Origin of the sequence: Streptomyces sp. NPDC051286, assembly GCF_044455345.1 — a bacterium.
GTDB lineage: Bacteria > Actinomycetota > Actinomycetes > Streptomycetales > Streptomycetaceae > Streptomyces.
The window spans coordinates 72,808-86,313 of sequence record NZ_JBITER010000001.1 but is presented as its reverse complement, the minus strand read 5'-3'; the positions used below and the strand labels follow the sequence as shown (position 1 = coordinate 86,313).

The following is a 13,506-nucleotide window of genomic DNA, read 5'->3' as shown; positions in this document are numbered from 1 at the left end:
ATCGTCATCGCCCCCGCGCACACCGAGGAGTCCGATGAGAACGATCCGGCACGCATCGCACCTCACCCCGGTCGCCATGGCCGCGGCCGCCGTGACCCTGCTGGCCTCCACCCTCACCGCCACCGCGGACGCAGCCGCGGCCGACCACCCCACCCCGAGCCGCGCCGCAGCCGTCCGCCACGCCGAGGCGGCCCTCATCGGGCACGCCGCCGGGCTGGGTCTCACCGGCGCCCAGGAGGCGACCGTGCGCGATGTGATCGTCGACAACGACGGCAGTCAGCATGTGCGCTACGACCGCACCTACCACCAACTTCCTGTACTGGGTGGCGACTTCATCGTCCACTTGGCACCCGACGGCACCTATCGGAGCGCCGACCGGGCCGCACGCGGGGATCTCGCGGTGCCGACCGTGAACCCGTCCCTCTCCGCGCCGACGGCCGCGGAACTGGGTGCGGCCGCCCTGCGCTCCGCCCACCGCGGCGAGAAGCTCCGCAAGGTCGCCGCCAAGCCGAAGCTCGTCGTGGACGCCCTGCACGGCACGCCCAGACTGGCCTGGCGCACCGAGGCCGCGGGCAAGGACTCACTGGGCAACCCCGTCGCCCGGGTCGTGCTCACCGATGCGCGCACGGGCCGGCAGATCGACGCCTGGGGCAGCCTGGAGACGGCCGGCGGGGACGGCCAGTCCCTCTACGGCGGTACGGTCCCGCTGGAGACGACCCAGTCCGGGTCGGCGTACCAGCTCAAGGACGCGACGCGCGGCAACACGTACACCGGGGACGCGCAGAACAAGACCGACGGCTGCATCTTCTCCCTCTGCTGGAGCCGGGCCCCCGCGGTGCTGTTCACCGACGCCGACAACCACTGGGGCAACGGCACCACCTCCGACCGCGCATCGGCGGCGGTCGATGCCCAGTACGGCACGGACACGACCTGGGACTACTACAAGAACGTGCACGGCCGGAACGGCATTGCCGGGGACGGCAAGGGCTCGTACAACCGCGTCCACTACGGGAACAACTACAACAACGCTTTCTGGGACGACAGTTGCTTCTGCATGACGTACGGCGACGGCGACGGCTCGACCTTCGGGCCACTGGTCGCGCTGGACGTGGCGGGGCACGAGATGTCGCACGGCGTGACGTCCAAGACCGCGAACCTCACCTACTCCGGTGAGCCGGGCGGTCTCAACGAAGCGACCTCCGACATCTTCGGCACGCTGGTCGAGTTCCACGCGAACAACGCGCAGGACCCGGGCGACTACCTGATCGGCGAGAAGATCGTGAAGCCCGGCTTCGGGAAGGCCGCCCTGCGGTTCATGGACCAGCCCTCCAAGGACGGCAAATCGGCGGACTGCTGGAGCTCCTCGGTCGGCAATCTGGATGTGCACTATTCGTCCGGTGTCGCCAACCACTTCGCCTATCTGCTGGCCGAGGGCAGCGGCCCGAAGACGATCGGCGGCGTCCAGCACAACGGCACCACGTGCGACGGGGCGACGCTGAGCGGCATCGGCAAGGACAAGCTCGGCAAGATCTGGTACCGGGCGCTGACGGTCTACATGACGTCCTCGGCCAACTACGCCGCCGCCCGCACGGCGACGCTCAACGCGGCGAAGGACCTGTACGGGGCGGGCAGTGCGGAGCAGAACGCGGTGGCCGCGACCTGGTCCGCGGTCTCGGTCGGCTGACAGGGAGCAGGTCCCGGAAGCACACGCTCCGGGACCTGCGTCCAGCCGAGAAGGGATCAGCCTCCGTACGGGCGGGCCGCCTTGGCGTCCCGCAGCGCACTCCCCCACCAGGTCAGCTGGTCGAGCAGAGTCTTCGCCGCCGCGTCGACGGCCACGGGGTCCTTGTGCCGGCCCTCGTCGTCGAAGAGGGCGCCCGCGTTGTGGAACGACACGGTGTCGCGGAGGGAGACGGCGTGCAGCTCGGCGAAGACCTGGCGAAGATGTTCGACGGCCCGCAGGCCGCCCGACACTCCCCCGTACGAGACGAAGGCGACGGGCTTGGCCTGCCATTCGGCGTGATGCCAGTCGATGAGGTTCTTCAGCGGGGCGGGGTACGAGTGGTTGTACTCGGGCGTGACCACGACGAAGGCATCGGCGGCGGCCAGCCTGGACGACACTCTCGCCAGTCGGGCCTGCACGTCCGGTCCCGGGCGGTAGGTGAGCGCGAACGGGAGATCGAGTTCGGCGACATCGATCAGGTCGGTCTCGATGCCCGGGTGAGCGGCGGTACGGGAGAGGAACCAGTCGGCGACGACCGGGGCGAAGCGGCCCTCGCGGTTGCTGGCGAGGATGACCGCGACCTTCAGGGGCGATGTGGTGAGTTCCATGCGGCGAGACTCGTATGTCAACCATGGTTGAGGTCAAGCGCCGCCGCTCACCTCTCCGGCGTACCGTGGAACACATGACGACCGCCGCGCCCCTGTACGTCGAGTTCAACGGACACACAGCAACGGAGGCGGATCTCCGAATCCCCGCCTTCTCCAACTACGGTCACTTCACCGCCATGCAGGTCAGGGACGGGAAGATACGCGGCCTCGCGCTCCACCTGGCCCGGCTGGACACCGCCAACCGGGAGCTCTTCGGTCATGGGCTCGACGGCGGCCGGGTGCGCGAGCTGATCCGGCACGCGCTGGACGGCGCCGGGGTACGGGACGCCTCGACCCGGGTGCACGCCTTCCTGCCGCCGGGCGACACCGGGACGACCGTCATGGTCACCGTGCGCGGACCGGCGCGGAAGTCCACCGAACCGCACTGCCTGATGTCCGTTCCGTATGTCCGCACCGTCCCGCACATCAAGCGCCCCGGCGAGTTCGGCCAGACCTATTACGGGCAGCTCGCCGCACGCTCCGGCTTCGACGAAGCGCTGCTGGTCGCACCGGACGGGACGGTGTCGGAAGGGGCGATCACCAACGTCGCCTTCTGGGACGGCACTTCGGTCGTCTGGCCCGACGCGCCCGCACTGCTCGGCATCACCATGGCCCTGCTGGAGCAGGAACTGCCGGGCGCCGGGCTGGAGTCCGTACGGCGCCCGGTGACGCTGGACGGGATCGGCGCCTACCGGTCGGCATTCCTCACCAACACGCAGGGCATCGCTCCGATCCGCCGGATCGACGACACGGAGTTCGTGGTCGACGAGGAACTCATGAAGCGGGTGGGGTCGGCGTACGAGGCTGCGCCCTGGGACACCGTCTGAGAGGGGAAGCCTGGGGCCCCTGCAGATCCACATCGAGGGCTCCGGCCTCCCCCGGCCGCACCCCTGCGGGCCCGGCAGCGACTCCCCCGGCACCGAGGGGCAGCCTCTCCGCGCCCGTGTCCGGCCCCCGGCTGCCACCTGGACCGCCTCGCCCCCCGAGTGACGGGACGGGACCGCCCCCATCGGGCCCAGGGGGGTGGGTCCGATGAGGGCGGCGGCCTGAGAGCCTGTCGGGTGACCTTCGATCGGAAAGCGGACGCGGTCTGGTGCGTGCGGTTCCAAGGCGCTGGAAGGTCCTCGTAGCGGAGCTACTAGGGCATTTCGGCAACGCGGGAAGCGTGCGTGCCAGGGCGTGGCCGCCCGATCAGAGGTCACCCGACAGGCTCTGAGAGCCTGTCGGGGGAAAAGCCGTCCCGTGGGGGGTGTCCTGCGTGTGCCCGAGGCCGGCGAGGTCATGCCTGTGACGTGCACCACTCGTTTCTCGTAGCTCGTCACCCGATCGGCACGGTGTGTCGCGGGGCCGGCCGCCTGCCCTCCCATCCCCGCTCTGACCTGCACGCTTACCTCTCGACAAGGCGCCCGGCCCGGACCGGTCGGGTGAAAGCTGACCCGGCTTCAGCATGCATGGGTGGCGCGCCGCCCGTTAGCTCTGCACCAGGAGATACTCGCCAGCGCCTCTGCTCGGAGGAACCCCATGCGCAGTCCTGCCCGCCTCGTGACCGGCACCGCCGCCGCAGCACTCACCGCTGCCACGCTCGGCCTGTCCACCGCCGCGCCGTCCGCGTATGCAGGGGACGTCGGTCAGCTGAAGATATCTCCGGCGGAGGCGGCTCCGGGCACCACGGTCACGTTGAGCACCACCGCTTGCGGGAACGATACGAAGGCCGCCGGGAATGCGAACCCCCTGGAAGCGGGCAACGTCACGCTGGCGTCCACCGCCCGCGAGGAGGAGGTGGTCGGCACGTTCACGGTGCCGAAGAAGGCCCATGCCGGTCCGTACCGCATCGACGTGACCTGTGAGAACGGCAACATGGCCACGGGCACGCTGCGGGTGAAGGCGGCGAATAGCGCGAAGTACGTCGCTGCGGGTCCCCCCGCCGGCACCGTGAAGGACAACGGCTACGGCAACAACACGGGCAGCGGCAACTCGGTGCCTTCCCTCGACAACCTGACAGCCAGGGGCGGGAGCCTCCTCGGGAACCAGAACCCCTTCGGCCTCGGCAACTCCACCGGGAACGGGACCGGGAGCAACACCGGTCGTGACACCGGAAACGGCCAAGGCAACGGCAACGACAACGGCCAAGGCAACGGCAACGGCAACGGCAACGGCAACGGCAACGGCAACGACCAAGGCAACGGCGGTGACACCGTGCCCATCTCTCCCTCCGGGCACGTCAGAACTGGTGTAGGCGGCAGCGTCCGCCCGGACACCTCCCAGATCGCGGCGGGTGTCGGCGTTCTCGCCGCGTCCGCCGTCGGCGGAGCCTGGCTCCTGCGTCGTCGGGCGAGCGGCACGCAGGCGGACAGCTGACGGGGACGTACCCACGTCCCCGTACCGCCACGATTCCGTCCCGGTGGCCCCGTGTCACCGGGACGGGACCCCCACTTCCTTCCTCACGTCCTTCCCGTCCCGAAGGACGACATCCCGGAGGACGACCGTGTTCCAGAAGGCCAAGGGCTGGCTGGTCGCCGTCGCAGCGCTGGTCGGCGTCTGGCTGATCCAGCACGGCGCCGGCACCGTGCTGGTACCGCCGCAGCCGACGACCGCCCAGGCCTTCACCGCCGGTCCCGGAGTGCAGCCCGGCTCGCCCGTCGCCGCCCCGTTGCGGCCCTCGACACCCGTCCGTCTCCGCATCCCGAGCATCAAGGTGGACACCCCGATGATCCGGCTCGGGCTCAGGTCCGACGGCAGCCTCGACGTGCCGCCGGCCGAGAACCGCAACGTCGTCGGCTGGTACAAGGACGGCACCCCGCCCGGCGCCAAGGGCACCGCGCTCGTCGCCGGCCATGTCGACAACGCAAAGGGACGGTCCGTCTTCTACGACCTGGGGACCCTGGCCAAGGGCAGCACCGTCGAGGTGGTCCGGCAGGACGGGAGCACCGCCGTCTTCTCGCTCGATGCCATCGAGGTGTACAAGAACAAGGACTTCCCCGACCGGCGGGTGTACGGCGCCTCGCCGTTCGCCGCGCTGCGGCTGATCACCTGCGGCGGCGGCTTCTCACGGGAGACCGGCTACCAGGGCAACGTGGTCGCGTACGCGCACCTCACCGGAGTGCGCTGACGTCGGCCGCCGATCCACTCCCTGTCGTGGGGGAGGCCGTCAGGCCCACTGGTCGAACGCCAGCTTCGCGACGAGTGAGAACACCACGACCAGCAGCACACCACGGACGAACTCGCTGCCCTTGCGCAGCGCCATCCGCGCACCGAGCAGCCCACCCGCCAGGTTGAACACCGCCATCAACGCGGCCAGTTGCCACAACACGCTGCCCTGGTAGGCGAACATCGCGAGGGCGCCGGCGTTGGTGCAGACGTTGACGATCTTGGCGGTGGCGGACGCCGTCACCAGGTCGAGGTGGAGCACGGCGGTCAGCGCGAGCACCAGGAACGTGCCGGTGCCGGGCCCGAACAGCCCGTCGTAGAGGCCGATGCCGCCGCCGACCAGCACGATCGCGGTGACGGTACGGGCCCGGGTGACCTTCCGGTCCGTGCCCTCGCCCGCCTCCTTGCCGAACTGCGGCCGCAGCATCACGAACGCCGCCACCGCCAGCAGCACCACCATGATCACCGGACGGAGCACGTCACTGCTGATCCCGGCGGCGAAGAAGGCACCGGTCATCGATCCGGCCAGCGCCATCAGCCCGATCCGTACCGCCGTCCCGACCTTCACCGGCGCCTTGCGCACGTAGGTCACAGCGGCGCCCGAGGTACCGACGATGGCCACCGCCTTGTTGGTGCCGAGGACATGCGCGGCCGGGACGTGCGGCAGACCGAGCAGCAGCGCGGGCAGCAGGAGCAGCCCGCCACCGCCCACCACGGCATCGATCCAGCCCGCGGCGGCAGCGGCGAGGCACAGGACAACGAGGGTGGTCAGAGTGATGTCGGGCATGTGCGCGACCCTACGGACGCGATACATGTCCCGTCCAACTGCTTCTGCGGGATCGCCGGAAAGTTGAGCCAACTCTGAGCTTCCGGTGCTCAGAGCGCGAGTTCGATTCTCGTCACCCGCTCCATGAAAGAGCCCCAGGCCGGCGGCCGGGGGCTTCTTTGTTGCCTGGACCAGTTCAAGCGTCCCGTATCACCTCCGCACCAGAAGGCTCCTCCTTGGCCTTCTCGCGGGCGGCCCGCACGAGGTCATCCAGTCCGCTCGCGACCTCCTGCTGTCGCTCAAGATCGGAATGTCAGTGCGGGCGAGCCTCACTCACCGCACGGGGAAGCCGAAGGAGTACCCCTGCTGCTTCAGCCAGGGCAGGATCTCGCGCAGAGCGGCCACGGTCTGGGAGCGATCTCCTCCCGCGTCGTGGAAGAGGACGGTCGGCCCGTTGGAGATCTCGCGCTCGACGGTGGCGACCATGGTGTCCACACCGGGACGCTCGAAGTCTTTGGAGTCGACGTTCCAGCCCAACGGTCGCATCCCCCGGGACGCGGCGAGCCGCCGGTGTACGGGGTGAAAGCGCCGCCCGGGGCCCGGTAATACTGCGGCCGGACGCCTCCGGACGCCTTGGTGATCATGCGTTCGGCATCCAGGATCTGCTGAGACTGGTATGCCTCGGACTTGGTGTCCATGGTGGTGTCGTGCGAGACCGCGTGGTTGCACAGCCGGTGCCCGGCCGCCACGACCTCCTTGACCAGGTCCGGGTGTGCCTGGGCCTGCGTGCCCACCATGCAGAACGTGGCCTTCACACCGCTGTCCTTCAGCAGTTGCAGCACCTGCGGCGTCCAGACCGGGTCCGGTCCGTCGTCGATGGTGATGTTGACGCCCCGGGCGCCGCGGTCCGAGGCGTGTGCGATGTCCGCCGCCACCTTGGTCACGGTCCGGTCCTGAGGCTGGGCGTCCGGCACTGAGACACGCGCTTGCGGCTGCCGCCCTCCGGCGGTGTCGGCCTGCGCGGTCCACACCGAGGTGGCAGCGGCCACCGCTGTCACCCCGAGCGCCGCCGCGAGAAGCCGGCCGTGCCATCCCCTTCCCTTGTGCCTTGCCATGCCCGCCCACCCCTTTGCTGTCTCCGCCGATGCCCTGCCCTCATCAAGACATACGAACGCCCGCACAAGATCCCTCTGTTACCGATCGCAGACGAATCCGCAGGGGACCGGCGACAAACGCAGGAGCCCCGCGACAGATGAGGGGCGCAACGACCTCGAAAAGGTGCCGGCGAGGGCGGCAGACGCAGATCCGCACGGATGCAGTCAGGGCCAGGCCGTCGGAGCGCTTCCCCGCAGGTCAGAGGCCGCGCACGAGACCAGGTGCCGGTTGATTCCCGAGCTCAGAGCGCGAGTTCGATTCTCGTCACCCGCTCCATGATGAAGGCCCTGGTCAGAGACCAGGGCCTTGTTCATTGTCCAGACCACTTTTGGGGCGCGTGGACAGGTAGCCGCCATCGGCCAGGAGTCGGCCGGGTGAGTCAAGCGAGCTCGCGGCCGTCTCCGGGCCCGGTTCCGGAGGTGAGTTGGAGTACCTCGTCGGTCGAAATGCTCCCTCCCGCTGATGGCCGCCCAGTGCTGTCTTTCACAGGTCCTTCGTTGAGGTGATTCGGCGTCGGGGCGGTGTCCGGGGATGCTCGGCACATGGCGGACGCGTCCTCCGTCGGCGCCATCGTGCCTGCGTGGAACGAACTGGAACGCGTGTGCTGGGAGCTGATCGGCCGTCATCCGGAACGGTCAACAAGGGGCTTGCCGAGGCGCCCACAATCCCTGAACCGCCCGCCCGCTGTAGCCCTGGATCAGGCCCTGGCGATATCCCTGCCCGGCATCGGCTCCGCGAGTGCTGTCCGCCATTCAGGCGCACCGAAGGCGTCCGCGAAGTACTGCGTCTCGTGCACCACATGCCCGTGGGCAAATTCCATCATGCTCACTGAGTAGGTGGGCACCCCGTCGTACGTGATGACACACTCGCTCACCCACAGATCCCCGCTGCCAACGATCCGGTGGACGGTGAAGTGCCGACTGGCAGGGTGCCCCCCACGTTGCGCCGAAATCGTCGCGCGGCCCCGGAATCGTTCGCCTGACTGGGGGTAGTCGAGGATCGCGTCCACAGCGTAGATGGCGTGCTCGGCTTCGGCATCCCCACGTTCCGATGCCCGCCAGTGTTCCGCGAGTGCGTCCCTGGTCCGGATATCAGGATCCATCGCATTGTCCCTTCTGCAGGCGGCCGGAGCGGTCCGGGGCCCCGGGGAACGCTTCGAGGCTTCCTCCCAGGAAGCTGGGCCGTTGAACGTCATGGGCAACGGTGACGGCGTAGACAGCCCAACGCAGCGACTCGGCTTCAGGAAAGCTGCGGATCAACACCGGATAACTCGTGATGCGTGAAAATGCCTGGTGCCCCGTCCGGCGACGGTTTCCCCCTCAGCATCACCTCATACGCCGAGCGGCGCGACTCGCACGGGCGGGAGGCGGCGGGGACGGCGCAGCAGAACCCCGTGGTCCAGCTCGCCGACGGGAACGACTGGCTTCACGGTCTGCGCGCGGTCGCGGCTGACCCCCGGGCGCGGCGTTGCCGCGCTCCTCCCGGACGGCCGCCAGGTCGCGCTCTTCGTGGACCGGGCAGAGCGTGCGTACGCGATCGACGACCGCGAGCCGTTCACGGGGCGTACGTCCTCTCGCACGGCCTGGTCGGGTCGGCCGAGGGGCGGCCGTTGGCCGGACTCGGCAACCGGATCCTCGCCCAGCCCGCGTCCTCCGGTGCGCTGCCGACGCTGTACGCGGCTACCGCGCCCGGGGTGCGCCCCGATTCGTTCACCGGCCCGAAGCTGCTGGGCTGGCGGGGTGCGCCCGCCCCGTCCTGGCGGACGGGCTGGACGCGCAACGATGTGGCGAGCGAACGCCTGTGGGTGGCGTCCGAGCAGCTCACCGGGGTGACCTGGCCGGGCCTCACCCGCTGAGGCCCGAGGTGCTCCGATGCGTCAGCCCTGCCCCTGGACGGCGGCCGGGTCCATCCACATGACCTCCCAGATGTGGTGGTCCGGGTCCTGGAAGGACCGGCCGTACATGTGCCCGTAGTCCATGGGCTCGTTGGCGGGCGAACCGCCGGAGGCGAGCGCCGTGTCGACCAGCTCGTCGACCTTCTCGCGGCTCTCGGCGCTCAGCGCGATGATCACCTCGGTGGACTTCGACGCGTCCGCGACGTCCTTCTTGGTGAACTCCTTGAAGCGGGGCTCGGTGAGGAGCATGGCGAAGATCGTGTCACTGATGACGAGACACGCGGTGTTCTCGTCAGTGAACTGCGGGTTGCAGGAGAAGCCGAGCTTGGCGAAGAAGCCCTTCGTCGTCTCAAGGTCCTTGACCGGCAGGTTCACGAAGATCATCTGGTTCATGTCCGCTCTTCTCTGCTCATCGGTGGCGCTCCCTTCGAGCGCTTCCAAGGGGTAGACGTCCGGCCGCCGCCGAACTCATCGCCGACGGCGAAGAAATCTTCCGGAGTTTCTTTGTCGTCGGAGCCACGAACGCGTCGAAGGACGGAGCAGGCGGCGGATCGACCGGCCGACGGACCACCGAGAAGCTGCCGGCCGACGCGCTCCGGGAACAGACCGGCCGGGACCGGGACGACTGGTTCTCGGGCGCCGAGGCCAGGGACACCCCGGCCCGGCGGGCGAGCGCGGGATCCGGGCATGACGAAGCGACGGCACCCCGCACAGGGTGCCGCCGCTTCAGGGCCGCCTGAAGCTGTCGTCGAGTCGTTGAGGGTGGAGGTGAGCCGAAGACAGCCCCGGAGTCCGGGTGATCAGGTCAGCGGCTGTCGCTGCCCTTCGCCTCTGCCGCTGCCCGGCCTGCCTCCAGGCGCGCGACAGGGATCCGGAACGGCGAGCAGGAGACGTAGTCGAGGCCCACCTCGTGGAAGAAGTGCACCGAATCCGGGTCGCCGCCGTGCTCGCCGCAGACACCGAGCTTCAGGTCCGGGCGAGTGGCCCGGCCGGCCGCGACGGCGCTGCGGACCAGCGACCCGACGCCGTCCTTGTCGATCGTCTCGAACGGCGACACCCCGAAGATGCCCTTCTCCAGGTACGCGGTGAAGAACGAGGCCTCCACGTCGTCACGGGAGAAGCCCCACACCGTCTGGGTCAGGTCGTTCGTGCCGAAGGAGAAGAACTGCGCGGCCTCGGCGATCTGACCGGCGGTCAGCGCGGCACGCGGAAGCTCGATCATCGTGCCGATCGTCAGCTTCAGCTCGGTGCCGGTGGCTGCCTCGACCTCGGCGATGACCTGGTCGGCCTCCTCGCGGACGATCTCCAGCTCCTGGACCGTGCCGACGAGCGGAATCATGATCTCGGCGCGCGGGTCGCCCTTGGCGTTCTTGCGGTGGGCGGCCGCCTCGGCGATCGCCCGCACCTGCATCGCGAACAGACCGGGGATGACCAGACCGAGCCGGACGCCACGCAGACCGAGCATCGGGTTCTGCTCGTGCAGCTTGTGCACGGCCTGGAGCAGCCGCAGGTCGTTCTCGTTCGCGTCCTTGCGGGACTCGGCGAGTGCGACCCGTACCGACAGCTCGGTGATGTCGGGCAGGAACTCGTGCAGCGGCGGGTCGAGCAGCCGCACGGTGACGGGCAGCCCGTCCATCGACTCGAACAGCTCGATGAAGTCGGCCTTCTGGAGCGGCAGCAGCGCGGCGAGCGCGGCCTCACGCTCGTCGTCGGTGTCCGCGAGGATCAGCTTCTCGACCATCTCGCGGCGCTCGCCGAGGAACATGTGCTCGGTGCGGCACAGGCCGATGCCCTGGGCTCCGAAGCGCCGCGCCCGCAGCGCGTCCTCGGCGTTGTCCGCGTTGGCCCGCACCCGCAGCCGGCGCACCCGGTCCGCGTACGCCATGATCCGGTGCACGGCGGCGACCAGCTCGTCGGCGTCGTCGGCGCCCGCGTGCATCCGGCCCTCGAAGTACTCGACGACCGGGGACGGCACGACGGGGACCTCACCGAGGTACACCTTGCCGGTGGAGCCGTCGACCGAGACGATGTCGCCCTCCTCGACGACGGTCCCGCCGACGGTCAGCCGACGCCGCTTGGTGTCGACCTCGATCTCCTCGGCGCCGCAGACACAGGTCTTGCCCATGCCACGGGCGACGACGGCGGCGTGCGAGGTCTTGCCGCCGCGCGAGGTCAGGATGCCCTCGGCGGCGATCATGCCGTCGAGGTCGTCGGGGTTGGTCTCGCGGCGGATCAGGATGACCTTCTCGCCCGACCGGGACCACTTGACCGCGGTGTACGAGTCGAAGACCGCCTTGCCGACCGCGGCGCCCGGCGACGCAGCGATGCCACGGCCGAGGAGCACCGTTTTCGCGTCCTCGTCGAAGCGCGGGAACATCAGCTGCGCCAGCTGCGCCCCGTTGACGCGCTGGAGCGCCTCCGCCTCGTCGATGAGCCCCTGGTCGACGAGCTGCGTCGCGATCCGGAACGCGGCACCGGCGGTGCGCTTGCCGACCCGGGTCTGGAGCATCCACAGCTGGCCGCGCTCGATGGTGAACTCGATGTCGCACAGGTCCTTGTAGTGCGTTTCGAGGGTCTGCATGATCTGCATCAGCTGGTCGTACGACTTCTTGTCGATCGACTCCAGATCGGCGAGCGGCACGGTGTTGCGGATGCCCGCGACGACGTCCTCGCCCTGCGCGTTCTGCAGGTAGTCGCCGTACACGCCCGCGTGGCCGCTGGCCGGGTCGCGGGTGAAGGCGACGCCCGTACCGGAGTCGGGACCGAGGTTGCCGAAGACCATCGAACAGATGTTGACGGCCGTGCCGAGGTCGCCGGGGATGCGCTCCTGGCGGCGGTAGAGCTTGGCGCGGTCGGTGTTCCACGAGTCGAAGACGGCCTTTATGGCCAGGTCCATCTGCTCGCGCGGGTCCTGCGGGAAGTCACGCCCGGCGTCGCGCGTGACGATCTTCTTGAACTGCTTGACCAGCTTCTTCAGGTCGGCCGCGTCGAGATCCACGTCGACGGTGACGCCCTTGGCCTCCTTCGCGGCCTCCAGCGCCTCCTCGAAGAGATCGCCGTCGACCCCGAGGACGGTCTTGCCGAACATCTGGATGAGGCGGCGGTACGAGTCCCACGCGAACCGCTCGTCGCCGGCCTGGGCGGCGAGACCGACGACGGACTCGTCGGAGAGGCCGATGTTGAGAACCGTGTCCATCATGCCGGGCATCGAGAACTTCGCGCCGGAGCGGACGGAGACCAGCAGCGGGTCATCAGCCTGGCCGAGCTTCTTGCCCATCTGCTTCTCCAGGGCGTCGAGGTGCGCACTCACCTCGTCGCGGAGCGCCGTCGGCTCCTCACCACTCCCGAGGTAGACCTTGCACGCCTCGGTGGTGATCGTGAAGCCCGGAGGGACGGGCAACCCGAGGTTTGTCATCTCGGCGAGGTTGGCACCCTTGCCGCCGAGAAGGTCCTTCAGATCCTTGTTGCCCTCGGTGAAGTCATAAACGAACTTCTGACCCTGGAGCTCCGGGGTGGATACGTGGAGATCTTTGTTTTCCGACACGGGTCTCGACTCCTCGAGGACGCGGGTGGCTGCCCTGACGGCGAGGAACATACCCAGATCGAAGGTGTCTGGGTACGTCCACTTGCGCGTCATGCGGCCTTAACCACTCGTCCGCCAGCAGATCGAAAGTTTCTTTCCAGACTCACGCATCGAAGCATTCATTCACTTCTTGAACGCATCGCTACCCAAAGCCCTCTTGATGGCGAGAATTACACACGGTGCGTAGTGGATGTGTTGATCGATCAAAGTGAAGGATAGGTGGCACCGAGTGCCATCATTTGAGAAGTGCAGTTCCCAAAAACCCGCTCATCTGAGCAATGCACCCCTCAGGGGTGGCGAGAATCACGCCCCAGCGCGTGCTCAGATGTCACTATCCGGACGCTTCCGAGGCCACGCACGGTCATGAGCCGACCGCGAAGCGCGAAGGAAATGCGGACGGGGCATCGCCCTCGCACGCCGCGGCGCCCCGCGCCATCCGGTCCGCCCCCGATTCACCCTCGATTCACTCCGGATTGACGCTCAGATGAGCGGGAGTGGATCAAGGGCACCCGGTGCCTCAGAGCCTGTCGGGTGACCTTCGATCGGAAAGCGGACGCGGTCTGGTGCGTGCGATTCCAAGGCGCTGGAAGG

At 68.8% G+C, this 13,506-nt stretch carries 9 protein-coding genes and 3 pseudogenes; 6 read left to right on the top strand and 6 right to left on the bottom strand.

Going from position 1 to position 13,506, the window contains the following annotated elements:
• The first annotated feature begins 34 nt into the window (after nt 1-34).
• Nucleotides 35-1,684, top strand: coding sequence for a M4 family metallopeptidase (locus ACIBB8_RS00340; RefSeq protein WP_398948161.1), 1,650 nt, complete (start codon nt 35-37; stop codon nt 1,682-1,684).
• 56 nt (nt 1,685-1,740) lie between these two features.
• Here ACIBB8_RS00340 and ACIBB8_RS00335 read toward each other — a convergent pair whose 3' ends face one another.
• Nucleotides 1,741-2,331, bottom strand: coding sequence for an NADPH-dependent FMN reductase (locus ACIBB8_RS00335; protein WP_398948160.1), 591 nt, complete (start codon nt 2,329-2,331; stop codon nt 1,741-1,743).
• Nucleotides 2,332-2,405: 74 nt separating this feature from the next.
• Here ACIBB8_RS00335 and ACIBB8_RS00330 point away from each other — a divergent pair, with 74 nt between their 5' ends.
• From ACIBB8_RS00330 to ACIBB8_RS00320, 3 genes are all read left to right on the top strand, one after another.
• On the top strand, nt 2,406-3,197 hold the full coding sequence (locus ACIBB8_RS00330; RefSeq protein WP_398948159.1) for an aminotransferase class IV family protein: 792 nt from the start codon (nt 2,406-2,408) through the stop codon (nt 3,195-3,197).
• 694 nt (nt 3,198-3,891) lie between these two features.
• Nucleotides 3,892-4,728, top strand: a complete 837-nt coding sequence (locus ACIBB8_RS00325) for a hypothetical protein (RefSeq protein ID WP_398948732.1) — start codon at nt 3,892-3,894, stop codon at nt 4,726-4,728.
• 127 nt (nt 4,729-4,855) lie between these two features.
• Nucleotides 4,856-5,479 carry a class F sortase gene (locus tag ACIBB8_RS00320; RefSeq protein ID WP_398948158.1) on the top strand — a complete coding sequence of 208 codons (624 nt, stop codon included), beginning with the start codon at nt 4,856-4,858 and terminating at the stop codon, nt 5,477-5,479.
• A 39-nt stretch (nt 5,480-5,518) separates the two neighbouring features.
• On the opposite strand, the gene ACIBB8_RS00315 is transcribed toward ACIBB8_RS00320, so the two are convergent.
• The 3 genes and pseudogenes from ACIBB8_RS00315 to ACIBB8_RS00305 all read right to left on the bottom strand — a co-directional run bounded on the left by ACIBB8_RS00315 (nt 5,519) and on the right by ACIBB8_RS00305 (nt 8,540).
• Nucleotides 5,519-6,304, bottom strand: coding sequence for a sulfite exporter TauE/SafE family protein (locus tag ACIBB8_RS00315; RefSeq protein ID WP_398948157.1), 786 nt, complete (start codon nt 6,302-6,304; stop codon nt 5,519-5,521).
• A 312-nt stretch (nt 6,305-6,616) separates the two neighbouring features.
• Nucleotides 6,617-7,398 (bottom strand): annotated as a pseudogene (locus ACIBB8_RS00310) (polysaccharide deacetylase family protein).
• 737 nt (nt 7,399-8,135) lie between these two features.
• Nucleotides 8,136-8,540: a nuclear transport factor 2 family protein gene (locus tag ACIBB8_RS00305; protein WP_398948156.1), complete on the bottom strand. Its 405-nt coding sequence runs from the start codon at nt 8,538-8,540 to the stop codon at nt 8,136-8,138.
• 291 nt (nt 8,541-8,831) lie between these two features.
• On the opposite strand from ACIBB8_RS00305, the pseudogene ACIBB8_RS00300 reads away from it, so the two are divergent.
• Both ACIBB8_RS00300 and ACIBB8_RS00295 read left to right on the top strand, forming a co-directional pair.
• Nucleotides 8,832-9,047 (top strand): annotated as a pseudogene (locus ACIBB8_RS00300) (nitrite reductase (NAD(P)H) small subunit); the annotation flags it as partial.
• A pseudogene (locus ACIBB8_RS00295) lies at nt 9,048-9,293 on the top strand (short-chain dehydrogenase); the annotation flags it as partial. It lies immediately after the preceding pseudogene.
• 21 nt (nt 9,294-9,314) lie between these two features.
• Here the strand turns inward: ACIBB8_RS00295 and ACIBB8_RS00290 are convergent.
• Complete coding sequence (locus ACIBB8_RS00290) at nt 9,315-9,725, bottom strand: VOC family protein (RefSeq protein WP_398948155.1); 411 nt, start codon at nt 9,723-9,725, stop codon at nt 9,315-9,317.
• A gap of 412 nt (nt 9,726-10,137) precedes the next feature.
• Complete coding sequence (ppdK, locus tag ACIBB8_RS00285; RefSeq protein WP_398948154.1) at nt 10,138-12,876, bottom strand: pyruvate, phosphate dikinase; 2,739 nt, start codon at nt 12,874-12,876, stop codon at nt 10,138-10,140.
• Between the last annotated feature and the right edge of the window lie 630 nt (nt 12,877-13,506).